The sequence below is a fragment of the Alkalihalobacillus pseudalcaliphilus genome, from assembly GCF_028610675.1.
Lineage (GTDB): Bacteria > Bacillota > Bacilli > Bacillales > Bacillaceae_D > Alkalihalobacillus > Alkalihalobacillus pseudalcaliphilus.
Genome location: NZ_JAQQWS010000012.1, coordinates 24,265 through 48,411 on the forward strand (window position 1 = coordinate 24,265; position 24,147 = coordinate 48,411).

At 40.5% G+C, this 24,147-nt stretch carries 18 protein-coding genes, 1 tRNA gene, 1 rRNA gene and 1 pseudogene; 14 read left to right on the forward strand and 7 right to left on the reverse strand.

What is annotated here, in order from left to right; translation table 11 throughout:
• Positions 1 to 497: 497 nt before the first annotated feature.
• Together PQ479_RS18220 and PQ479_RS18225 are read right to left on the reverse strand one after the other, a co-directional pair.
• The gene (locus PQ479_RS18220; RefSeq protein WP_047990636.1) at positions 498 to 2,195 is read right to left on the reverse strand and encodes a M3 family oligoendopeptidase; all 1,698 of its coding nucleotides are present in this window, start codon (positions 2,193 to 2,195) and stop codon (positions 498 to 500) included.
• A 211-nt stretch (positions 2,196 to 2,406) separates the two neighbouring features.
• Positions 2,407 to 3,138: an MgtC/SapB family protein gene (locus PQ479_RS18225; protein ID WP_047990637.1), complete on the reverse strand. Its 732-nt coding sequence runs from the start codon at positions 3,136 to 3,138 to the stop codon at positions 2,407 to 2,409.
• Positions 3,139 to 3,382: 244 nt separating this feature from the next.
• On the opposite strand from PQ479_RS18225, the gene rrf reads away from it, so the two are divergent.
• From rrf to tsaD, 7 genes are all read left to right on the forward strand, one after another.
• Positions 3,383 to 3,498 (forward strand): 5S ribosomal RNA (gene rrf / locus PQ479_RS18230).
• A gap of 277 nt (positions 3,499 to 3,775) precedes the next feature.
• Positions 3,776 to 3,849 (forward strand) — tRNA-Met (locus PQ479_RS18235).
• Between the two features lie 313 nt (positions 3,850 to 4,162).
• Positions 4,163 to 5,158 carry a thiamine-phosphate kinase gene (gene thiL / locus PQ479_RS18240; protein ID WP_047990638.1) on the forward strand — a complete coding sequence of 332 codons (996 nt, stop codon included), beginning with the start codon at positions 4,163 to 4,165 and terminating at the stop codon, positions 5,156 to 5,158.
• Positions 5,159 to 5,167: 9 nt separating this feature from the next.
• A complete protein-coding gene (gene tsaE / locus PQ479_RS18245) occupies positions 5,168 to 5,623 on the forward strand; it encodes a tRNA (adenosine(37)-N6)-threonylcarbamoyltransferase complex ATPase subunit type 1 TsaE (protein ID WP_047990639.1) in 456 nt (151 codons plus the stop codon).
• Positions 5,620 to 6,333, forward strand: coding sequence for a tRNA (adenosine(37)-N6)-threonylcarbamoyltransferase complex dimerization subunit type 1 TsaB (gene tsaB / locus PQ479_RS18250; protein ID WP_047990640.1), 714 nt, complete (start codon positions 5,620 to 5,622; stop codon positions 6,331 to 6,333). Before tsaE ends, tsaB begins: the two co-directional genes overlap by 4 nt.
• Entirely contained in the window at positions 6,330 to 6,788 is a 459-nt protein-coding gene (rimI, locus tag PQ479_RS18255) for a ribosomal protein S18-alanine N-acetyltransferase (protein WP_047990641.1), read from the forward strand. Before tsaB ends, rimI begins: the two co-directional genes overlap by 4 nt.
• Positions 6,785 to 7,801, forward strand: a complete 1,017-nt coding sequence (tsaD, locus tag PQ479_RS18260; protein ID WP_047990642.1) for a tRNA (adenosine(37)-N6)-threonylcarbamoyltransferase complex transferase subunit TsaD — start codon at positions 6,785 to 6,787, stop codon at positions 7,799 to 7,801. The genes rimI and tsaD overlap by 4 nt, the downstream gene beginning before the upstream one ends.
• 36 nt (positions 7,802 to 7,837) lie before the next feature.
• Here tsaD and PQ479_RS18265 read toward each other — a convergent pair whose 3' ends face one another.
• Positions 7,838 to 8,215, reverse strand: coding sequence for an iron chaperone (locus PQ479_RS18265; RefSeq protein WP_047990643.1), 378 nt, complete (start codon positions 8,213 to 8,215; stop codon positions 7,838 to 7,840).
• 148 nt (positions 8,216 to 8,363) lie between these two features.
• Positions 8,364 to 8,510 (reverse strand): hypothetical protein, encoded by a 147-nt coding sequence (locus PQ479_RS18270; RefSeq protein ID WP_273717142.1) that lies wholly within the window; start codon positions 8,508 to 8,510, stop codon positions 8,364 to 8,366.
• 746 nt (positions 8,511 to 9,256) lie between these two features.
• Between PQ479_RS18270 and PQ479_RS18275 the strand changes: the two genes are divergently transcribed.
• Positions 9,257 to 11,470, forward strand: coding sequence for an MFS transporter (locus PQ479_RS18275; RefSeq protein ID WP_047990644.1), 2,214 nt, complete (start codon positions 9,257 to 9,259; stop codon positions 11,468 to 11,470).
• An 80-nt stretch (positions 11,471 to 11,550) separates the two neighbouring features.
• Here PQ479_RS18275 and PQ479_RS18280 read toward each other — a convergent pair whose 3' ends face one another.
• The gene (locus tag PQ479_RS18280) at positions 11,551 to 13,479 is read right to left on the reverse strand and encodes an ABC transporter ATP-binding protein (RefSeq protein WP_047990645.1); all 1,929 of its coding nucleotides are present in this window, start codon (positions 13,477 to 13,479) and stop codon (positions 11,551 to 11,553) included.
• Between the two features lie 200 nt (positions 13,480 to 13,679).
• On the opposite strand from PQ479_RS18280, the gene PQ479_RS18285 reads away from it, so the two are divergent.
• From PQ479_RS18285 to PQ479_RS18300, 4 genes and pseudogenes are all read left to right on the forward strand, one after another.
• Positions 13,680 to 14,315: a redox-sensing transcriptional repressor Rex gene (locus PQ479_RS18285; protein ID WP_047990646.1), complete on the forward strand. Its 636-nt coding sequence runs from the start codon at positions 13,680 to 13,682 to the stop codon at positions 14,313 to 14,315.
• 61 nt (positions 14,316 to 14,376) lie between these two features.
• Positions 14,377 to 14,568, forward strand: a complete 192-nt coding sequence (locus tag PQ479_RS18290) for a twin-arginine translocase TatA/TatE family subunit (RefSeq protein ID WP_047990647.1) — start codon at positions 14,377 to 14,379, stop codon at positions 14,566 to 14,568.
• Between the two features lie 18 nt (positions 14,569 to 14,586).
• The gene (gene tatC / locus PQ479_RS18295; protein ID WP_047990648.1) at positions 14,587 to 15,351 is read left to right on the forward strand and encodes a twin-arginine translocase subunit TatC; all 765 of its coding nucleotides are present in this window, start codon (positions 14,587 to 14,589) and stop codon (positions 15,349 to 15,351) included.
• Positions 15,352 to 15,933: 582 nt separating this feature from the next.
• Positions 15,934 to 16,131, forward strand: a pseudogene (locus PQ479_RS18300) (group II intron reverse transcriptase/maturase); the annotation flags it as partial.
• On the opposite strand, the gene PQ479_RS18305 reads toward PQ479_RS18300, so the two are convergent.
• A complete protein-coding gene (locus PQ479_RS18305; RefSeq protein WP_273717143.1) occupies positions 16,098 to 16,646 on the reverse strand; it encodes a hypothetical protein in 549 nt (182 codons plus the stop codon). The pseudogene PQ479_RS18300 and the gene PQ479_RS18305 sit on opposite strands and share 34 nt — an antisense overlap.
• 387 nt (positions 16,647 to 17,033) lie before the next feature.
• Here PQ479_RS18305 and PQ479_RS18310 point away from each other — a divergent pair, with 387 nt between their 5' ends.
• Both PQ479_RS18310 and PQ479_RS18315 read left to right on the forward strand, forming a co-directional pair.
• A complete protein-coding gene (locus tag PQ479_RS18310) occupies positions 17,034 to 17,567 on the forward strand; it encodes a DoxX family protein (protein WP_047990650.1) in 534 nt (177 codons plus the stop codon).
• 401 nt (positions 17,568 to 17,968) lie between these two features.
• Complete coding sequence (locus tag PQ479_RS18315) at positions 17,969 to 19,402, forward strand: MDR family MFS transporter (protein WP_273717144.1); 1,434 nt, start codon at positions 17,969 to 17,971, stop codon at positions 19,400 to 19,402.
• A 94-nt stretch (positions 19,403 to 19,496) separates the two neighbouring features.
• Here PQ479_RS18315 and PQ479_RS18320 read toward each other — a convergent pair whose 3' ends face one another.
• Entirely contained in the window at positions 19,497 to 23,918 is a 4,422-nt protein-coding gene (locus tag PQ479_RS18320) for a S8 family serine peptidase (protein ID WP_047990652.1), read from the reverse strand.
• Positions 23,919 to 24,147: the final 229 nt, after the last annotated feature.

Below are 24,147 nucleotides of genomic sequence, written 5' to 3' on the forward strand. Positions count from 1 at the left end.
CCGCGTCCTGCGGGGGGGGGCGCGGTGCTAATTGGCTACGCCGCTGGATCTCAGCCCGCCACTACGTCCCGCGGGAGTCTCCGCATATTTTCGTCCGCTGGGTTATTCTAAAATTCCAAGTTCAAAAAAGATTCTTACAAAAGTCACCCAAATGCAAAGAATAAACCAAAATGAATGACGAGCCATCAAGTAAAGAAGATAAATGCAAGTGATCAAAGTTCCACCAGTCAAAGGGTGAAAATCCCACTTCGCCACCAACAAAAACCAAAGTAGTGGCGTCACCTTAAACAGTTGGCCCTTCATACTACTCCATCACCATCAGGAGTCGCACGATCAAAAAGGGAGCAGTTAACCCGCTAAGGTCATCTATCGCAAAGTCGATGACCAGCTAACTTCAAGGCACAAACGATCATCCGCTAAGTAGGGATTATTTCATTTATGTCAATACGAAGAAAGCTAGCCTGGGCAGGGCGAACCTGCTAAGCTAGCTTTCTCTTTTATAGAGCCTTGTCGTTGACAGAATCAAGCCATTCATCGATAGCTTTGACCACATCTTCAAGGGCACCTTCTTCAAATGGTGAACGAAGGTTAGCGGATTCAACTAATTGTAAGAAAGGTTTGGAGCCGCCTAATTTACAAAGGTCTAAATAATCCTGCCAAGCTTCTTCTTTGTTTTCCTGAGCCTTTTTCCAAAATTGGAAGGCACAAATTTGGGCTAATGTATAGTCGATATAATAGAAAGGCGAATTATAAATATGGCCTTGGCGCTTCCAAAGGCTACCCTCCTCAAGATAACTATTACCATCATAGTCTCGATGTGGTAGATAAATAGCTTCGAGTTCTTTCCATGCTTGTTTTCTCTCAGCTGGCGTCCATTCTGGATTTTCATAGACTAAGTGCTGGAACTCATCGACGGCAACACCATATGGTAAAAATTGAAGCCCGCTTGCTAAGTGGGAATACTTATATTTATCTGTGTCTTCCTTAAAAAATAGCTCCATCCACGGCCAAGTTAAGAATTCCATACTCATGGAATGAATCTCACAAGCCTCGTGTGTAGGGAAAAAATACTCAGGCACTTCATAATGACGGCTCATAAAGCCTTGGAATGCGTGACCGACTTCATGTGTGAGAACATCAATGTCATCTGATGTGCCATTGAAATTAGCAAAAATAAATGGTGCTTTATATTGCTCAATGAAGGTACAGTATCCGCCAGCTTCTTTCCCCTTTTTTGCTTCTAAATCCATCAGATTACGGTCGAGCATAAATTGGAAAAACTCCTGTGTCTCAGGGGCAAGCTCCTCGTACATTTTTTTTCCGTTCTCAATAATCCATTCAGGCGATCCTTTAGGTGTCGCATTGCCTGATTGATATTTGAAATTCTCATCATGAAATTTTAAGGAATCGACATGAATTCGTTCTGCTTGCTTTTCATAAAGCTTTGTACAAAGTGGAACGATCACATCGCGAACTTGTTTCCTAAATACATCAACCATTTCAGCATTATAATCAATTCGCAGCATTCTCAAATAACCAAGGTCTATGAAATTTTTGAAGCCTAATTTGGTGGCGATCTCATGCCGTACTTTAACTAAATCATCATAGATTTGGTCGAATTTTTCAGCATGACCAGCAAAAAATCCAGAACTTGCTGTAACCGCTTCTTTTCGAGTTTGTCGGTCCTTGTCTTGTGAATAGGGAGCGAGTTGGGCTAATGTGTAGGTTTCCCCTTTAAAATCAATTTCTGCAGAGGCAACAAGTTTTGAATATTCTGATGAAAGTTTGTTTTCTTTTTGTAGCAGTGAAATAATTTCAGGAGAGAACGATTTGATTTTAAAGTCAGCAATATTAAATAACTGCTCACCCCAGTTTTTTTCTAGCTGTTCTCTGTAAGGGGAAGAGATAATTTCCTTATAGAATTCGGAAATAAGTTCCTCAAATTCTGGAACAACTTCATCAAAGTAATCTCTTTCCGCTAAATAAAAGTTATCATTCGTATCAATCGATGCACGAATATATACGAGTGTATATTGAGTGGATAATTGTGTTCGTAGTTCATTGATTTGTTCAATAGCTTTGGTAGCTTCTTCAAAAGAACTTGACTCTTTGAGATTATTGAGCTTTTCATTGAAGTTTTCCCTAAAGGCCGCCATATCGGGACGTTCGTATGTATAGTTTTCAAAAGTTAACATGTGAATCCTCCTTTTTATCCTCACTTAAAAATATTCGACATTTTTTATGAAATCCTTTTTAATTTTGAAAAAAAGTACTAGATTTCGTAAAAAAATGACTTTATTTATTCGTTTTATTAAATTGAATCACAAAACCAACAAAAAAGGTACATAGGCTACTGTACCCTTTTATAAATATATGTGTCGATTGAAGATATTAGTCTTTTGCTCCTTATATTTTTTCTGCGTTCACGGATTTAACATGCTTGATGTTTTTGGTAATGTAATAAATCTCTGTGATATACATTTTGCTTGGAACAGAAATTTTTAAATCAATAAGTTGGTTGCCGTCCTCTAAATCTTTCACCTTTACAGAGCGAATTTTTATATCCTTCTTTTTACGTTTCTTCTTTTTCGATTCTGAAGCTTTTGCTTGTTGCTTTCCTTTATGCTCGATTGCTTCTAGAAGCTCTGTCATATTTAAGTTAGGTTCCATCACAACCTTTAGTGCAATATCATCTTGATTTAATGTCCGAGGGCCAATTAATTTAAGTAGTGTAGGTATGATGTTTACGGAGACTAAAATGAGTAAAACCGCATAAAAAGATTCTAAATAGAAGCCTGCTCCAATAGCAATACCTAATCCAGAGGCAGCCCAAATCATGGCTGCTGTTGTTAGACCAGAAATTACGTCATTATTTCGACGTAAGATGACGCCTGCACCAAGGAAACCAACCCCACTAACAATTTGAGCGGCAAGACGCATTGGGTCCATGTTTGTTGTCATACCTTCTGTTGAATATTTAAAAAATGATTCAACGGAAACGATCGTGACAAGACAGCTAGCCACACAAATAACCATACTTGTTTTGAGTCCAAGTGGTTTATGTTTAATTTGCCGGTCAATACCGATTACGAGCCCGAGTAATAATGAGAGGCTTATTTTGATGATAAATTCTTCCATTATGATGAACACCCCTTCTAGCAACTTCATTTATATTATTTAATTATCCACGATGGGTTGATATACCTGCTTTTACCCTTATTTCGTTTACTATATGCAAGAATGGCCATTAATTATGTACGTTTAGGCGTGAAGTAGGGTAAGGGCAAGGGAGTAGTGTTGTGATGAATATTTTAATTCTTTTTAAAAAAACACTTGCATTCTTTTTTTGGAGATGGTAAGATATATCTTGTGTCAGAGAGAGTCTGGTGGCGATAGCGAAGAGGTCACACCCGTTTCCATGCCGAACACGGCCGTTAAGCTCTTTTGCGCCGATGGTAGTTGGGGGCTTCCCCCTGTGAGAGTAGGACGTTGCCAGGCTATCTGATGTATAATGAAAATAACAACTGGACATACTAGTTGAGTATTAATTTCATAGCGACGCGGGGTGGAGCATGTAGCCCATTCATCGTCGAAAATTCTTCTACATGTCGTGACGCAGCATACTTCAAAGTGATACTAGTAGAGAAAACGACAGTCGATGCATTACTTCAACGAGTAATCTTCGAGTAACATCGACGCATTTACTTCTCTGAGATACGAGAAGAGGAAGATGTCCTCATCATTGAATGATGCATCATCCGAAACTTCATAGCGACGCGGGGTGGAGCAGTCTGGTAGCTCGTCGGGCTCATAACCCGAAGGTCGGCGGTTCAAATCCGTCCCCCGCAATACCATAAAATCGAAACAGACTGTTGTTTCGATTTTTTTCTGTTTACATTTATAATAAGAAGGTCAAAACTAGAAATACATTCACTAATAGAGTATGAACAATCCACATAGAAGTGGAAAAAGAACGGAAGTGACCACCAAAGGAATAAAACGGTTCCCATTTAAGGCTGAGCAATGAAAACGTGTCTAAGGATCTTGTGGTAAAGGATTGTGTGGTGTGGAAAAAGTTTAAAACTAACAAGGAGTGCGAGTGCACAAGGTAAGCTGCCTTATATACAATTATTATGGAATTCCTTAGGAGGAAGAGGCTATCATGAAGGATGAGTTTGCTTTTATTGACAGTGTGACGCCGAGTCGGACGTATCAGGCGGGCCTGGTTCAAGGGATAGGTGATGATGCAGCCCTATTCAAAACGACTACGGGATTCGAACAGGTCATTTGTGTCGATACGATGGTTGAAGGGGTTCATTTTCGAAAGGATACATTAACGCCTTATCAAATTGGGCGAAAAAGTTTGGCGATTAATATGAGTGACCTTGCTGCGATGGGGGCGATTCCCCGTTATTATCTCGTTTCCATTGGGATTCCCTCTCATTGGGACGAGCATGCTGTACAGGAGATATATTGCGGTATGGGTGAATTAGCAGAGCGATATCAAATCGATTTAATTGGTGGTGATACTGTTTCGACAAATGACAGCCTCGTCATTACCATAACCGTCACAGGTGAAGTAGAAAAAGGTCGTCATTTATTAAGAAGCCAGGCTAAGCCTGGTGATGTGGTTTTTATTACTGGTGAAGTAGGTTTATCTGCTGCAGGTTTTGAGCTTATTTCTCAAAAGGGGATCGGTGCAGAATTTTCCGCGAATGAAGAGAAGCTAGCGGTGAAAGCTCATCAAGAGCCCGACGCACAAGTGGAAGCTGGAAGACTACTGGCACAAAGTGGCTTTCGTGTGGCCCTCAATGATGTTAGTGATGGTGTTGCGAGTGAGGCGAATGAAATTGCCACAGCGAGTCGAGTTAAAATAGAGTTAGATGTTCAAAAGCTTCCGGTTGATAGTCTTACAAAAATCAATACGCTAGAACAGGCACATCAATGGGCGCTTTTTGGTGGGGAAGATTTTCAATTATTAGGTGCAATGGACAAACAAGATTTTCAACTGATTGCCACACAATTTAAGCAGGCTCTCATTCCTCTTACAGTGATTGGTGAAGTCCATGAAGGTGAAACCGGTGTTTGGCTTAAAGAAGGAAAATCAATCGTTGAGCTTGAAAGAAAAGGCTATAACCACTTTGATAAAGATAAATAGGTGATGAAATTGAAAAAATGGATAATAACCACGAGCTCGCCAGAGGAAACGATGGCTTTTGCTAAACAGCTAGGGTTGCTTTTAAATGGTGGTGAAGTTATTACGCTTGAAGGGGATTTAGGTGCGGGAAAAACGCATTTTACAAAAGGACTAGCGGAAGGCCTGGATGTAAAGAGAGTGGTCAATAGCCCGACGTTTACGATTATTAAAGAATATAAAGGACGGAAACCACTTTATCATATGGACGTCTACCGTCTTGAGAATAGTGAAGAAGATATCGGTTTAGAAGAATATTTTGAGAGTGACGGTGTATCTGTTGTCGAATGGGCGAGCCGAATTGAGGAACAACTTCCATCGGAGCGTTTAGAGATTCGTATCTATCGTCAAGGTGACACGGAAAGAGAGATACATTTACAGCCGATTGGAATGAGATATGAAGCTGTATGTAAGGAGATTGGTTTATGAGTAAGGTATTAGCAATAGATACGTCTTCATTTGTTTTAGGCGTGGCAGTCACAGATGGCGAGCAAGTCGCGGGCGAGCTCATTACAAATAATAAGAAGAATCATGCATTACGTTTGATGCCAGCTGTTTCAAAACTAATGGAAGAATTAAAAATAGAAGCGAAACAATTAGATAAAATTGTCGTAGCAAATGGTCCCGGTTCTTATACAGGAGTACGGATTGGTGTTACAACGGCGAAAACGCTGGCTTGGTCATTGGGTATTCCACTTGTGATGGTGTCTAGTTTAGAAGTGAGTGCTCAGATTGGCAGATACACAACTCATTCGATTATCCCGATTATTGATGCTCGAAGAGGGCAAGTCTACACAGGATTATATCGGTCAGAAGGTGATGAAGTGATTCAAGCTGAAGCAGATCAGTTAATCTTGCTAGAGGATTGGCTTCAACAGCTTAGCGAAAGAACAGGGAGTTTCTTATTTGTCGGACAAGATGTCATGCTCCACCAAACGGTGATCAAAGAGGTGCTTGGTGAGCGAGCGTTATTTGCTCCAAAAAGTATGGCATTACCAAGGCCGTCTGAATTAGCATTGCTGGGGCAAAAGAGAGAAGCGGTGGAATCTTTACATGCAGCAACACCACAGTATTTACAGCTTGCTGAAGCTGAGGCGAAATGGAAAGCTGCTCAGAAAGAAAGTGAATGGGGACGATGATTGAATCTAGTAAAACCGAAGCACGGTTTATGACTGTAGAAGACCTTGATCAAGTGATGATTGTTGAAAGGGATGCTTTTACAATTCCATGGAGACGTGAATTGTTTGAACAAGAGCTTGAAGTTAATAAATTTGCTCATTATCTCGTTTATGAAAAAGATGGACAAATTGTTGGTTATTGTGGTCTTTGGATTATTACAGATGAAGCTCAGGTGACAAATATTGCGGTTCATTCAGAGTATCGAGGTAATGGTTATGGTGAAGAATTGTTAAGTTATGCGATGAGTTTCGCTAAATTAATGGGAACCAAACGCTTATCCTTAGAAGTGAGAGTGAGTAATCATGTCGCTCAGTCACTGTATCAAAAGTTAGGATTTGAACCTGGTGGGATTCGAAAAAACTATTATGCAGACAATCAAGAGGATGCATTAGTAATGTGGGTGAATGTATCATGAGTGAACGTAATTTAATTTTGGCAATAGAAACTAGCTGTGATGAGACTTCTGCAGCAGTAATTGAAAACGGAACAACGATTTTAAGTAATGTGGTCGCCTCGCAAATTGAAAGTCATAAGCGATTTGGTGGCGTGGTACCTGAAGTGGCTTCGAGGCATCATGTTGAACAAATTACGTTAATCATTGAGGCAGCTATGCTTGATGCGACTGTCTCCTTTGAAGAATTATCAGCGGTTGCTGTTACTGAGGGTCCGGGATTGGTTGGAGCTTTACTAGTTGGTGTTCATGCGGCGAAAGCGATTGCCTTTGCTCATAGTTTGCCACTTATTGGCGTTCATCATATTGCCGGTCATATTTATGCCAATCAATTAATAAAGCCATTGCAATATCCGTTAATGTCTTTAGTTGTGTCGGGTGGTCATACGGAGCTTGTGTATATGGAAGCTGAAGGTGAGTTTCAAATCATTGGCGAAACACGTGATGATGCTGTAGGTGAGGCCTACGATAAAGTCGCCCGTACATTAGGGTTACCATACCCTGGCGGACCGCATATTGACAAACTCGCGATGAACGCAGTAGAAAGCGTGGACTTACCGCGTGCATGGTTAGAAGCCGATTCCTTTGATTTTAGCTTTAGTGGATTGAAGTCAGCAGTTATTAACAAGGTCCATAATGAGAAGCAAAAAGGAAGAGAAATCGATCCAGCTCATCTAGCACGAGGCTTTCAAGAAAGCGTTATTGATGTACTTGTAACTAAAACATTAAGAGCTATTGAAAAGTTTCCTTCTAAGCAGTTGCTGCTAGCGGGTGGAGTAGCCGCTAACAAAGGGTTACGGCAAAGATTAGAGCAGGAATTTAAGCAATCAAAAACAGAGCTTATTATCCCACCATTATCATTATGCACCGACAATGCTGCGATGATTGGAGCGGCTGCAAGTATCAAATTAAAACAACAGTCCTTTAGTAATTATGCGCTAAATGGCAATCCAGGGCTTGATTTAGAACAGTCATAAGAAAAGAAGCACGGGTATCCGGGCTTCTTTTTTACGTTATGCTCTCCAAAAAGTTGTACAATCAGCTTTATCCATGACATTAAATTCAATCATTTTCTCGAGTAAGGCATAATCGATTGGTTGACTCCACTTAAGACGGACCAAACCTTTTGTATATGAGTGCCCAGCTGCCTCGATATCTTCAGCGACATGATTCATGCCAGCTTCCTCAGGAGCAACAGCTAGATGCTGCTTGGCGACGCTAAAACCGATAATATAAGTCCCATGATCCGTAAACATTGGTTGATTCCACTTCACAACCGGCTCAAGATAAGGATACTTTTCGGCAATCCAATGGAAGACCTCTTCCAACGTGCTGCGATGCTTTGAATTTGAAATGGCTTCAAGAAACTCTGTAAAAACATGAGTGTCCATGCATGTCCTCCTTTAACAACAAGTTTTAACCTCATTATAGCAAAACAAAACCCCTATCAACAAAATGGTCATGCCCGATCAGTATGATTTTGACTTTTGGTTATAGTATGGAATGCCATTATATTTTACAGTATATTTTCCCCGTTATTTAAAATTTTTTTGTTTCATTTATTCCTAGGGGGCTTATTTTCTTTTCTGTTTCTCCATATAAAACCCATGGCGGAGTTCCATTCACTCCGCCACCAACAAACATAAAAGTGGTTTTTGGCACTTTGACTGTTGGAACTTCATTCAATTAGTTTTTTTTCCATTTCATTTTAAATGAATGGTGTTAGATTGTGTTGTGCACTTGAGAATGAGCAGAAACCTAGCGGACGAAAACATGCGGAGGCTCCCGTGGGACGTAGTGGCAGAGCTGAGATCCAGCGGCGTAGCCGATTAGCTCAGTGCCACGTGATTATCTCGAAGCATGATTTTCGTTAGCGGCGAGTAGAACTCCGCATATCGCCCATAAGTAACTTTCATATAAAATAAAATATGCCAAACGAAATAGTATGAATGGAAATGCGTTAATAATATTCTTGAAGTTCATGGCTTAACGATACAATACTTTCTATTTTCACTTTATTAGTTAATTATATTGTTTGGGGTAGTGCATAAAAAAGGACATTAAAGTCTTTTTTTATGATTTAAAGTTAGCTTGAGGTGATCTTGGTAGTAAGTTAAAAGATACGTGTTGTTTAATAAATATTCTCTGCCCTTCATACATAAATCACCAAACATTGCACATACTAGTGAAAAAAGTCCCGGTGAAAATCTCTATCAGAATGTGTAAAACTGACTGTTAACAAGTCTGTGGATAATGTGGATAAAAGATAAAAATGCCGTTTTTATCAGTAAAATTCTGTGGTTAACTTTTTGTGTGGATAAATAGGTAGTTTTTGTGGACATGATAATAAAACCTTTATAAAACAAGGTTAAGGTTGTGTATAAAACTGTGGATAGTGTGGATATGTCAGAAAATATAGAAAGGTAGAACGTATGTTTTCAAGAAATGTGTATATCTGTGTCATGATGTTCGTCATCTTGTCACTCTTATGTGGAAATGTAACTTTTGCACAAGAATTTGAAACAAACCACCAGACAATAGTCCTAGTTCCTCACTTTTCATTTGAAGACATTGAGGCTTTACTTGAAAAGGATCAGGAGCCTTTTTTATGGGAAAAAGCATCTATAGGTGCGATGAATGTACGGCCGGATGGTCCTTATCAATACTTACATAACACGGTCACGATGGCTGTCGGAGATAAAGCAAGAGGTGTGGACCAATGGAATGCCTATGAACAGAACGAACAAATCGCTGAACAATCCATCCAACAGCATCAACAGCAAACGCTATCTCGTGAGAATCGTCATCCTATTACTCGCCCGGATATTTATCATCCTTATTTCTTTTCCCTAAAGCAGACCAATCTAAACACGTCTTATCGTGGACAAATAGGTAAGTTAGGGGAGTGGCTAAAGGAAGCAAACGTTGATCACTTTGTATATGGACATAGTGATACAGAGCAGCAGGTCCGTTATGCCTCATTGTTTATAATCGATGAAAAAGCGACGGGACAAGGGGCTTTAAAAGAGGCCGTTCAGACGAATTCAGAGCGTCCGTATCGTTATCAAATGGACCAAGATTTTATCATAGAGCATATGACCAATCGGCAAATCGACAATGTACGGACTTACTCAGTAATAGAATGGGGAGATTTTTACCGTCTTGATATGATGAAGGACGTCATTGAACCGAATTATTATTTGGAGCTAAAGGAAACTTTGAGAAAAGAATTAACACAGTTTTTGCTACGGTTAAAAGATGAACAAAATCAGGAAATCTGGTTACTGACACCGATGATGGACCAAACATCTTACCAGCAAAAAAAGTGGCTAACACCTATTCTTAATTGGGGTTCCGATGAGGCAGGCTTCTTTACCTCTGCAACAACGAGACAGAGCTATATTGTCAGTAGCATCGATTTGTTACCGACATGGGTAGATCGACTTTCCCTTCCACATGGTGATACGATGCTAACAGGAAAAGCCTTAACCATTGAACATTCAAATCGCCTCTCGCATGAAAGGATGTTTCGAGATTTAGATCACATTACACATATATTTAAAAGTCGTTCCCATGTATTGACGATTTTTATTCTTAGCTTAGTTGGTTTATTAGGGCTGGCGGGTATTGTGTTTGTTTGGTTGAGAAATAATCAATACGCTCTCATCGGTGTCAAGGTCACATTCCTAGCCGCATGGAGTTCTCTGTTATATTTCTTATTGCTAGCACCTTTAAGTGAATATATGTCGGTTATTCTTTTTTTATTGACGTTAATGAGTTTATCTATTCTAACTGGATTCGTGATTTACAGGTTATGTAGACAGCCTATTTCCGTAGTAGCAGGTATTGTATTTGCCGCTATAACTGTCGACCAATTATTTGGGGGACCACTCATTCAACGTTCTTATTTAGGGTTTGATCCTATTATCGGGGCACGGTTTTATGGGATTGGAAATGAGTTTGGAGGTGTATATATTATTGCTGTAATGGCGATGCTTATGCCATTCTTCACGAATAAAAAACGAGATTTACTCATCGTTTTCTCCATTTTAGCAAGTACTCTATTTATCCTTGCTGCACAGATATATGGAACAAATGCAGGTGGAACATTGTCTGCTGCAATCGCCTATGTGGTCTTGTTGCTGAAAATGTATCGCAATAATATACATGCAAAAAAACTTTGGATCGCCGGTTTTTTCGCTTTAATTGGAGCGGTTGCTTTCCTTTTTATCATGCAGTTAATTGGAATGAAAAGTCATATTGGCTTAGCCTTTGAAAGACTATTAAGCGGTGATTTCGTGTATATCCAAGATATGATTATTCGTAAATTAACGATGAACTATAAAATTCTACGGCATTCAAATTGGACCTTATTATTTGCATCAAGTTATGTCGTCGTTGCTATTTTGATTTGGTTTACACGTAACCAATTGGTTGATGAAAGGAAACGATTATTTTTACAAGCAGGTGTTGTTGCATCGGTTGCTTTACTCTTCCTTAATGATTCAGGCGTTGTTGCCGCTGCAACCTCTATGTTTTGTGTCGTATCCTCTTATTGTTATTGGGTGATCGAGATGTTTTGGGGCAAGCATTCACGAAAGGGTGGGCATTCAATTTCGGGAAAGTTGGATGAAACGAGTTACTAAATGTGCACATATTCCATATGAAAAAGACTTCATAAGAGGCCATTCATTCCTCTATGAAGTCTTATTATCGTGTTAGGTAGTTACGCTTCTTCCTGTAATAGTTCCCATTCTTCCATCAATGTGTCGGAGTCAGCTCTGGATTGGTCAATTTTAGTTTGAATTTCCAAAGCCTTTTCATGGTTGGCATAAACGTTCGGATCACATAATTGCTCTTCGCCTTCAGCAATGACAGCTTCTAATTCCTCGATTAAGGATTCGATTTCCTCGATTCGTCGTAGCCTTTGTCGCTCTTGCCGTTTCGCTTCTTTGTTGTTGGAGAAGTGATGACTGTTTGATTTTTGCTCTGAAACCTTTTGTTCTTCCTTTTCTGCTTGAAGTCTTTGTCGCTCTTCATTTTCGGCTTTTTTTGTTTGGTAATAGTCATAATCACCAATATAATCAGTGATGGTCCCTTGATTCAACTCTGTAATTCTTGTTGCCATACGATTTAAGAAATAACGGTCATGTGAGACGAAAATAATGGTGCCAGGGTAATCCATTAAGGCTGCTTCGAGCATTTCTTTTGCATCTAAATCTAAATGGTTTGTTGGCTCATCAAGAATGAGCACATTCGCTTTTTGTAACATCAATTTAGCTAAAGCTAACCGAGCTTTTTCGCCACCACTTAAGCTTGAGACAGGCTTTAATACATCGTCTCCACTAAAAAGGAAGTTACCTAAAACGGTACGTATCTCTTTCTCTGGCATTAACGAATAGTCATCCCATAATTCATGAAGCACTTGTTTAGTAGAGTGCAGCTTCGCTTGTTCCTGGTCATAGTAACCGAGCTTCACATTGCTTCCGAGCTTAATGGTTCCTTTTTCAAAATCAAGTTGGTTCGTGATCGCTTTAAGAAGTGTTGATTTACCAGCTCCATTTGGTCCAACGATCGCAACACTTTCCCCACGATTAATATCTAAACAAAGGTTTGAAAAAATGGTCTTATCTTCATAAGCTACTTCTAAATCACGGATAAGGAGGACGTCGTTGCCTGTTTGCTTATCAATCGTAAATGAAAAGTTCGCTGATTTCTCAGAGCCACTCGGTCGCTCAAGACGATCCATTCGCTCTAGCTGCTTACGCCTACTTTGAGCTCTTTTGGTTGTAGATGCTCGAGCGATATTACGTTGCACAAAGTCTTCTAGTTCGGCAATTCTTTCTTGCTGCTTCTCAAATTGCTTGAGTTCGAGTTCGTATCGTTTCGCTTTTTCATCGAGATAGCTACTATAGTTACCGACGAACTTAGTCGATTGTGTCCGGGAAATCTCAACGACTTGGTCGACGACTTGATCTAAAAAGTAACGATCATGTGAGACAATGAGGATGGCACCTTTATAGTTGGAAAGGTATTGTTCAAGCCATGTTAACGTCTCAATGTCCAAATGGTTCGTTGGCTCATCGAGTATTAATAAATCGGGTTTTGTTAATAGAAGTTTTCCAAGGGCAAGGCGGGTCTTTTGTCCACCACTTAGTTGAGAGATTTTTGTCTCGTAATGAAAGCCAGCGAAGTTTAGACCAGAGAGAACGCTACGAATATCAGCTTCATATTGGTAGCCGCCTCGATCTTTGAAGTCTACTTGCAAGGCATCGTATTCACTGAGCGTTTTTGCATAATTCATCTCGTCTGCTTGAAGATCCGGGTTCGACATATCTTGCTCAAGTTGCCTGAGCTTTTTCTCCATTTGAATAAGTGGTGCAAAAACTGTTAACATCTCATCCCAAATTGATAGATCAGACTCTAAACCAGTATCTTGTGCTAAATAGCCAAGCTCTACTTCTTTTGGTTTAATTATGTCACCACTATCATAAGAAAGTTGCCGAGCAATGATTTTCAGAAGTGTTGATTTACCTGCCCCATTCCGACCGACTAAAGCAATCCGTTCACCGGTTTTTACTTCGAGCTTTATATTTGTTAAAATTGGATCAGCACCAAATGACTTGGAAATTTGAACACATTGTAAAATAATCATAGTTATCCCTTCCCAGAAAAAATGGTATGAGTAGAATCGTGTCGTTTCATGTTTCTATTTAATAGTGTAGCTTAAATAAAGGGAATCAACAACTTATTAACTGTATCCTTTAGGTGGTTACATCTGAGGGAAAATGTTGTACAATAAGGATGTTTCACACTATAAATGGATAGGTTGTTAGAGAAAAGGGAGGGCTGTTTATGAAGTCTGATCAAACGAAGATACCTCAAGCGACAGCCAAGCGATTACCATTATATTATCGGTTTCTTGAGAATCTGCAGGCCTCTGGAAAGCAAAGAGTTTCATCAACAGAGTTAAGTGAAGCTGTAAAAGTAGATTCAGCAACGATTCGAAGAGACTTTTCTTATTTTGGTGCATTAGGAAAAAAGGGATATGGGTATAATGTAAGTTATCTACTCTCTTTTTTTAGAGAAACATTAAATCAAGATGAATTAACCAAGGTTATTCTAGTAGGAGTCGGGAATTTAGGAACGGCTTTTATGCATTACAATTTCTCAAAAAATAATAATACACAAATTGTAATGGCCTTTGATGTCATGGAGGATAAAATTGGACAGGAAATGGGTGGTGTAACTATTCACCATTTTGACACATTAGAAAAAATGCTACCTGAAGAGGTAACAGTAGCGATTCTAACTGTACCTGTGCACGCTGCTCAAAACATCGCGGATCGCTTGGTAGAAGCGGGAATAAAGGGAATTTTGAACTTTACTCCAGCACGATTATCTGTTCCAGATTCTGTCAGAGTTCACCATATTGACTTATCTGTAGAATTGCAGTCTCTTGTTTATTTTTTAAAGCATTATCCAGTATAATAGAGAGAGTTTCACAAGGTTGTACTTAGTTTTTAACTAAAATCAAGGAGGTGCATCCTGCATGCCTTTATCAGCAGGAAGTATTATACTTATTGCCCTTGTTGCATTACTTATCTTCGGTCCGAAGAAATTACCTGAATTAGGGAAAGCGGCTGGAAACACATTACGTGAGTTCAAAGCGGCTACAAAAGGATTAGCAGATGACGATGATGATACAACAAGTAAGAAAAAAGCGACAAACCAAGACTCTTAACATGGGAAGGGTTTAACAATGGATACACAGAGTATGTCGGTAATGGACCATATTGTAGAGCTGAGACGTAGAATTGTGATCGCATTCGTCTTTTTTGCCCTTGCGTTCATTATCGGCTTTTTTTTAGCGACACCATTAATTACTTACTTAACGAATGCCCCCATGGCTCAGGATTTGCCAATGAATGCTTTTAAATTGACCGATCCGTTTCGGATATTTATGACGATGGCTACTATTATTGCATTTGTGATGATTTTCCCCGTTATTTTATATCAGCTTTGGGCTTTTGTAAGTCCTGGATTACATGAAAATGAACGGAAAGTAACATTGGCTTATATTCCGTTTGCTTTTCTTTTATTTTTAGGCGGACTGGCTTTTGCTTATTTTATTCTCTTCCCATTCATCATTCAATTTATGGGAAATCTGGCTGGGCGATTAGGTATTACAGAGCAGTATGGGATTAATGAATATTTTAGCTTTTTATTTCAAATAACGATTCCAATGGGACTTTTATTTCAACTGCCCGTTGTTGTGATGTTTCTGACGAGACTTGGATTAGTAGATCCGAGTGGCCTGACGAAGTTTCGTAAATATGCGTATTTTGTTCTGTTGGTAATTGCTGGTTTTATTACACCACCAGACTTAATGTCCCATCTCATGGTAACTGTTCCGTTACTATTACTTTATGAATTTAGCATCTGGCTCTCACGAATAGCTTATCGAAAAGTCTTAAAAGCACAAAAGCTTCAAGAAGAAGAATTAAATCGTTCTGAAGCACAATAAATCAGGTTAAACCGCTCTTTCCGTTAGAGCGGTTTTTCAGTTGTGTCCCCCTGGCATGAGTACAGGCTCTACGGTGAAAGTCCCGAACTGTGCAGGAAGTAGTAACAGTAGCTCAAGGCAAGGTGACTTGATTACCTGAAGGAAGCCAGCGGCAAACTTCTGCGCCGAGGAACACGAACCTCATACAAGGCTAGGTGATGTTGGATGAGTCTGCATGACAAGACAAAGTCCATACTGCCGAAGGGATCACGTAGTAAATGAGGTAGGGACATGGAAGGAAAGTCTGTACTCTTACCCAGGGAGAACCTGTTGGTACGCCTTACATATAAGGTAACCGTACTCGAAACGGGTATGCTGAACAACAGGCGTCAGCAGAGGTCATAGTACCTTGTTGCTTAAGCTACAAGGGAAGTACTGAACCATTTAAGAAGAGGAACACCTTGGCGTTCACCTTATTTGATGAAGCAGAAAATAAGAACCTACTTAAAAGGAAGAAGAGGTGAATCCTCGGGGGACTTTGAAGAGGGCGGAAAATCAAGGTGGCACAAGAAGGAACGTTACTCACGTGGGAGGCCAAATCAAATGTTGAAATCAGTCCTAAGACGGGGTAATCTCATGTACGCTCTGAAACGAGTGGAAAAGAATAAGGGGAGCCATGGAGTCGACGAAATGCCTGTACAAAACCTACGAGCACATAACGCTCTCCATTGGCCTACCATTCGGAAAGAACTCCTTGAGGGAACTTATCAACCCCAACCAGTCCGACGCGTCGAAAGCCCGAGCAAACGTTGAATCTCGGGGTTGTGGGCGGAAAAAGGGAGAGAAAGCCCGAGTAAAAGCGGAATCTCGGGGTTGGGAGCGGAAAAAGAGGGAGAAAGCCCGGGCAAACGTGGAATCACGGGGTTGCGGTCTGAAAAAGAGAGAGGAAGCCCGAGTAAACGTGGAATCGCGGGGTTACGACTGGAAAAAGAGAGGGGAAGCCCGAGCAAACGCTGAATCGCGGGGTTGCGAGCAGAAAAAGAGAGAGGAAGCCCGGGCAAACGTGGAATCACGGGGTTGCGGTCTGAAAAAGAGAGAGGAAGCCCGAGTAAACGTGGAATCACGGGGTTGGGAGCGGAAAAAGAGAGAGAAAGCCCGAGCAAACGGCGAATCTCGGTGTTGCGGGCAAAAAAAGAGAGAGAAAGCCCGAGGAAAAGCGGAATCTCGGGGTTGCGGGCAAAAAAAGAGAGAGAAAGCCCGAGTAAAAGCGGAATCTCGGGGTTGAGAGCGGAAAAAGAGAGAGAAAGCCCGAGCAAACGTTGAATCTAGGGGTTGCGGGCAAAAAAGAGAGAGAAAGCCCGAATAAACGGCGAATCTCGGGGTTGGGAGCGGAAAAAGAGGGAGAAAGCCCGAGTAAACGGCGAATCTCGGGGTTGCGGGCGGAAAAAAAAGGAGAAAGCCCGAGGATGAACCAATTCAAGTCAAACAAAAAATTGTGAAATGTTGAACAAGTTGTGACACTTGCTATATCTAGGTAGCTTTTTTTACCGATTCATCATATACTATGAGTATAGAAGATATGTGAAAACATTCACAAACTTAACAACTTACTTGCTCTACTAAGTAGCAAGCTTTTCTTAGAAATCATTATGTGAAATGTTTCACAAACAAAATAAATGAAACTATGGATAGGAGGAAGTAAAATGTTTGGAGATTTCTTAAGAAGTAATAAGGTAGTAGCAGCGGTGTTGGTTGTTTTGAGGGTTGTGTTAGGATGGGCTTGGTTGAGCTCAGGTTGGGGAAAGGTAACTGGTGAATTTAATGCAGCTGGTTATTTACAAAATGCGGTAGCGAATCCAGTTATGAATGGTGAAGTGATGAAATACCCTTGGTATGTGAGCTTTTTAGAGGGTTTTGCCATTCCGAATGCTGAAATCTTTAGTTTCGTTGTTGCATGGGGAGAGGTATTAGTTGGTTTAGGTTTAATCGTGGGAGTGTTCACTTCTGCAGCTGCATTTTTTGGAATGGTTATGAATATGTCGTTCTTGCTAGCAGGAACTATTTCATCTAACCCGTGGATGGTGGCGGTGTCAGTCATTATTATGGTAGCAGGAGCGAACGCTGGTCGATACGGAGGCGACCGATACGTTTTACCGTATCTAAAAGAGAAATTGAATTTAAATAAACGTTCGTTTAAATGGGAGAATCAAAAACAAGCGGTTCATGAAAGTGCATAAATAGAGATAAAAATAGAGAAATTTTATAAAAGAGGTTGCCTGGTCAAAGGAGAGATGACACGGGTGCCTTTTTTTATTGGAAGATAGAGTACTTATTGATGGAGAATAGAAATGGGGATTGAGATAGGAAGAGGTGAACGAAATCGTTGCAATGGAGCCGGAAAAAGAGCACACAATGCGGAGTAAATCAAAATACGAGGCAATGGAGCAAGGAAAAGAGTGCTCAATGCGGAGCATATTGGAAATACGTTCCTCAAATGCTTCATACCAACTGGTTACAATACACACAGAATCGCCACGTAAACAAGTTTTCAGATGAAGCATATAAAAAACCTTAGAATTAGGAAACGTGCTATACTGAAAAAGATAAAACTTCGAGAGGCGAAATGGTGTGAGCATACATGGAGAATAGACAAAAATGGATGGTCGTTGTAGCGGTGTTGTTAGGTTCTTTTACGATGATACTAAATAATAGTATGCTAAATCCGGCTATTCCTACTTTTATTGATGAATTTCAAACAGATGTTGTATCGGCGGGTTGGATTATTACGATTTTTATGGTTGCGATGGGTATGACGGTTCCTGTGACTGGCTATTTAGGTGACCGCTTTGGGAAAAAGCGTACCTATTTGTTTGGTCTTGGGCTTTTTGTTGCGGGTTCTATTTTGGGTACATTTGCTTGGGATATTAGCTCATTAATTGTATTTCGTGCTCTTCAAGGAATTGGTGGAGGAATTATGATGCCTTTATCAATGGCTTTGATATTTGAAGCTTTTCCTAAAAAGGAAAGAGGACTCGCAACAGGGGTATGGGGAATTGCCTCGATGATGGCACCAACGATTGGACCAACGATTGGTGGTATCCTTTTAGAAACGACGAGCTGGCATTTATTATTTATTACGAATGCTCCGTTTGGTTTAATCGGTTTATGGTTTGCATGGAAGTATTTACCGAATTCGAAGCCTAATAAGGAAGTGAGTTTTGATAAGGTTGGCTTTATTTTTGTCACGTTAGGGGTAGGGAGTATTCTATTTGCTCTTGGACGAATGTCGACGATTGCAGACTTGACAAATCCCTTAAATATAACGCTACTCGTTCTGGGACTACTCTTAATTTTTATATTTATTCAAGTGGAAAGAAAAGCAAAACAGCCATTAATTGATCTCAGTCTGTTTCGTGTGCCGGTCTATGTTTATAGTATGTTGCTTACGGCGATTTCATCGATTGGTCTTTTTGCTGGAATCTTTTTAATTCCACTTTTAATTCAGCAAGTTTATGGATTAAGTGCGATTATGACGGGTATCGTGTTCCTTCCATCGGCGTTGTTCACCGGTATATTTATGACGGTGGGAGGGAGAATCCTTGATAAAAGAGGTGTTGGTGGAGTCATCACTTCCGGGCTTGTTATTTTAGCGATTGGTACTTTTGCTCTTGGATTTATGAGTCTTGAGACGACGATGATGTTCATTATTATTTGGATGGCTATTCGAGGTATTGGTAATGGCCTAAGCTCGATGCCAGCTACAACAACAGGAATGAATGCGGTACCTGACCATCTTATTTCAAGGGGGTCGGCTTTAAATAACGTGGTAAGACAGATGAGTTCTGCCTTTGCTGTTGTATGTATGTCAATTTATTATGAAGTACGAAGAGGTTTCGTAAGTGAAAGTATGGGGATAACGTTAGAACAGGCGAGCTTGCAAGCGATCAACGAAGCATTTATAGTTGTTGGATTTTTAACAGTCTTAACGATCCCACTCGGGTTTTTGCTTGAGAAAAAGTCAAAAGAAGATGAGGATGCAGAGTTATCATCTAAAAAAGCGGTTAATAGTTAAGAGAGTAAGTAAGCATAGTTCAGTAAAGTTTTCATTAGCCCATTAAAAAGCGTTCCAAAGTCAAAGGATATTGACTAGGAACGCTCTTTTTAACTTAATCGATATTAATATTAAGCTTACCTTCTGCAAGCTCTCTCGTTTCATTTCCAAAATCATCAACGACCTTGACTTCGATTTCTGCACCTTCTGCTTTGACACTAGAAGTCGCAGTCCAGTAACCGACATAGTAGCCTTCAGACATTTCACGCATTGGAAGTTCTGTAGCGTTTTGGATGTTGGTTAATGGCATACGGATTGCAAATGTTGCATCGAGTCCTGGTTCACTATAAAATTCAATTTTTACCGATTCGCCCGCTTTTAGATTCTTATCTTCAGATGGTGTTAAATCTGTAATAGTAGGAGCTGTGTATTTAGCATAAACCGTTACGCTTGTGGATGTTTCGTTACCAGCTTTATCTACAGCAGTTACTTCAATTAGATTCTCACCTTCATCTAAAAGAACTCGTTGAGAGAAAGAACCATCCTCTGCAACGGTTACAGAGCGTCCAGCAATGGTTAACTCTTCAAGGTTGTCTTCATCAACCGTACCAGTAACGGTTGCTGTTTCACGATTTGTCTTTGAGCCGTCAACGGGTTCATCAATCGTAATAACAGGGTTGGTTTGGTCTAGAGTGATCAGAACAGGTTCTGATTCAGGGCCGACACCAACTTCAAGAACTGGTTGAGCAGTTAATGAATTTTCACCTTCAGATAATTCAACTGTTACTTCAAACTCACCTGATTCATTCGTTGTCGCCTCAGCAACGACTTCACCATCATTTAAAATGTTGATAGCAATAGATGGAGCTGATTCACCTGTCACAACAACAGATTCCTCATTTGTGAATGTACCACTTTCAGGTGAAGTAATAACTGGTGCTGTTAATTCATAATCGACTAAAGCACGAATCATATAGTTTCCTTCAGCAGTAGGAGTTGGTGACCAAGCACCGCCAACAAACTGCCAGCTACGTTCAGCATTAGGACCATCTTCATCCGTTGCTAATCCAGGTGTGTTAGGGTTAGCGTGTTTTTGGATGTAAACTAAGTAGAAATCACCGTCAACAACAATGCCATAGTCAGATAAATCTACTTCTGTCCAAGTTCCATCGCGAAGAGCGGTTGCATCGATTGGATCAATCAGCTGATTTCCAGGGGCTCCATTTGGTCCGGTCGAATCATAGACCGTCACTTGGAACTCGGTTCCACCTGGTACTGGCCATTCCGTATCCCAGAAGCGGAATAAACCACCTGTAACCATCGCTGCTTCTTGACCTTCTTCTAAGGACATTCTTACAGCCCAACCATTACCTGCATCAAAGAAAGCCCGAGCATTTTCGGCAGTGCCATCATCATATCCAATCTCAGCGCCATACCCGATAAATGGTGTTAGAGAGAAATCTTGAACAATAGTTTCTCCACCAGTAATCGTTATTTCTGTTTCGGTACTGTGATATTGTGGAGCAAGAACATAAAGTGTATATGTTCCTTCATAAGCGCTTAAATCATAGTTACCGTTTTCGTCCGTTTGAACAGGAACAACATTCGCATCCTCCATAAGCATGAGGGTAGCATTTGTAACAGCTTCACCAGTCAGTTCATTTGTCACGTTTCCTGTCACGTTTCCAGATGGAATTTCTTCAAGTACAAAGCTAGCTGTAACGGTTTCTTCATCAACAATAGAAACGGTTTGTTCAGCTGAACGGAATCCATAGCTTTCAGCACGTAATGTAAAATCACCTTGTGCGTGTAGCAAACTGTAAGAACCCGTTGCTGGATTAGTTGTGACGCTTCGTCCCGTTTCTAAGACGTTAACTGTCGCATGAAGAGGCAGTAAAGTTTGAATTGGTTCAGGGTTTTCTTCAGGTTCTTCGACAGGTGGCTGTTTCGTGCCATCACCATCGTCTGGTTTGATTTTGCCAGCTTCTATTTTTTCTTTAATATATTCAATCTTATCGACAATTACTTTAATTACTTCGTTCACTCGTTCGTGAATACGTTTTAGAGCATTACCGATGATAGAACCGAAGCCGAAGCTTTGATTAGATGAACTCACTTGTTCACTTACTGGCTCATCGAGTTCTTTTGGATCCATAACACCTAGATGTGCAGCTTGTGCTTCGATTGAAGTACTTGATAATTGAACGTCATCAATATACATACCTGGGCGTACAACGCTACCATCTGTTGTTAAGTTGAAGTTTACATAGAGACGGTCGCTTTCGTATTGAGTTAAATCAATTTCAACATCAACCCAACTATCAGAGACATTGGTGAAACGGACTGCTTGATCCCAGTTTTCTTGATCTGTTGAAACAAAGACATGTCCGAAATCCCAGTTGTTCTCTATGTTGTACCAAATTTTAAATTGTAAATAAGTATCTTCACCGTCTGTTAAATCAATCGGAGGCATTAGTAAAGACATGTTTGCATTGTTACCGTAGTCTCCAGCTAAGCCAGTTGCATATACATGTTCACCAGAGAAAGCGGAGCCTGGGCCAGAAGTTGGAACTCCCCACTCCCAAATGTTATTAGCCCCATACGACGACCAACCAGTTGGATACTCTTCGAAATCTTGGAAATATCCATTAGAAATCCCTGAAGAGATGGCTACTGTATATACGTCACTTTCTGTTGTTAAGCCGACAAAATCGGTAACAACAATTTGATAGGTGAATTCACCTTCATCGATATCTTCACCAGGAATCGTAGCGGTATAGGTGCCTGATAGATGGTTGCCAGAAACGCGCTCAGCAGCAATGGTCTTATCCTCGCCATTAACTGAATAAGTCACCTCTACGCTAGTAACACTTACATTATCACTTGCTACGATTGAAAGCGGTAAATCCATGCCAGAGTATGACTCTGTAGGAGCGTTATGTTCAAAAGATGGTGCTTCTGTATCATCACCCTCTTTTGTTACTTGACCTTCTACATAACCAAGGCCAGATACGACCGATGAAACCGCATCAAATGCATTGACTAATCCGTAACCATAACCATGGTTTGGCGATTCAGGGTACTCAGTATTTGTCATCGGTAAAGCTGTTTCTAATAAAATATCTTCTAGCTCGTCCACAGAAAGCGAGGAGTCAGCTTGAAGTAATAAAGCGATAATCCCAGCTACGTGAGGTGATGCCATCGAGGTTCCATTATAGCCACCTTGGTAACCGTTACCTGGAACAGCAGAACGGATATTAACTCCAGGAGCACTTAAATCTGGTTTAATTTCATCATAAGGAGAAGGTCCTCTTAATGAAAAGCCAGCTAAGTTATCACTTGCATCTGTTGCACCAGCAGCAAATGATTCTGGGTAGTTGGCTGGTACAGCGACAGAACCAGGTCCACCCGGGTTAAAAAGGGTTGTATTTCCAGCGGCAAATTGCGGGAAGATTCCAGCTGCACGCCAGTTTTGAACCATTTCACGATACCACTCGTTTAATCCAGGTCCACCACCCCAAGAGTTATTAACAACATCAGGAGCCATGTCTGGGCGAGGATTTCCATCTTCATCAGTTGGAGCTAAAATCCATTCACCCGCAGCAAGTAAATCACGGTCTGTTCCACCTGCAGGAGTAAAGGCTTTAACAGCAACCCACTTTGCACCAGGAGCAACACCGACAGCGTTAGAACCGTCTGGCTCAACACCGACCATTGTGCCTGTTACATGTGTTCCGTGTCCATCATCATCATATGGCGTTGATTGACCAGCGGTAGCATCAAACCAGCTGAACTGATGGTCAGGACTATTTGGGGCAGTTGCATCATAACCACGATATTGCTCCACAAGTGCTGGGTGATCCCATTGAACACCTGTATCAATCGTCGCTACAACAGTACCAGACCCATCGATACCCATATTCCAAACTTCAGGGGCTCCGACACGGTCAACATTCCATTCAGTTGAAGTGGTTTGATTTTCTTGAACTTCCACTTCTTCTGTTTGAGTTGGAGCCATTAATTGTCTCGTTTCATTTTTTAGGACTTTGGCGACTTCAGGTCTAGCTGCAATATCTTCCATCGCTTCTTTTGTCCCTGTAACGGCTAAACCATTAACGATATAAAAAGATTCAAACTCTTTGACGCTCTCTGTTTCTTGTTGTTTCTCTAACCATTGAATTAATTCATATTGTGTTTCCATCGAGGTTGCTCTTAGGTGGGAGACTACTGCTGAGCTTTTAATCAGCTTTTCTTGTGAAGGTGAGGCTTTTTGTTTCGCAGCAATGGAAATGGCTTCTTCAGCAACGGCCATCGTGTCAACTTGTTCGTGGAGCTTGACTAAGAATGTGACATATTTCTCTTCTTCAAATTCCGAGAGAAGTCGGTTACTAATTTTTTCTTGGACAGATACACTATCCTTCACAGAAGTGTGAGCGGAGCGATTTGTTTCTGCCAAGCCTTGATAAGGGGCTAACATGGAGAAGATTAGTAGTGAAGCTAATAGAATTAAGACGATACGATTCTTCTGCATTTTCATTTACATATTCCACCTCTTTCTCAAAATTAGGTAAAAAGCGACTAACCTTCACCTCCTGTTGAAAGAAATTGTCATAATATGTAAGGATCTCGTTGTTTTTTTATCTTAAATGATTCTAAGTTTTCTGAAAATACAATTTGGTAGATTCACTTAAAAAGTAATTGGAAGAAGTTTTTTCATCTAGTACGGAATGAGTAGGGGAGTCGTTAGAAGTAATCCATGGCTGGGA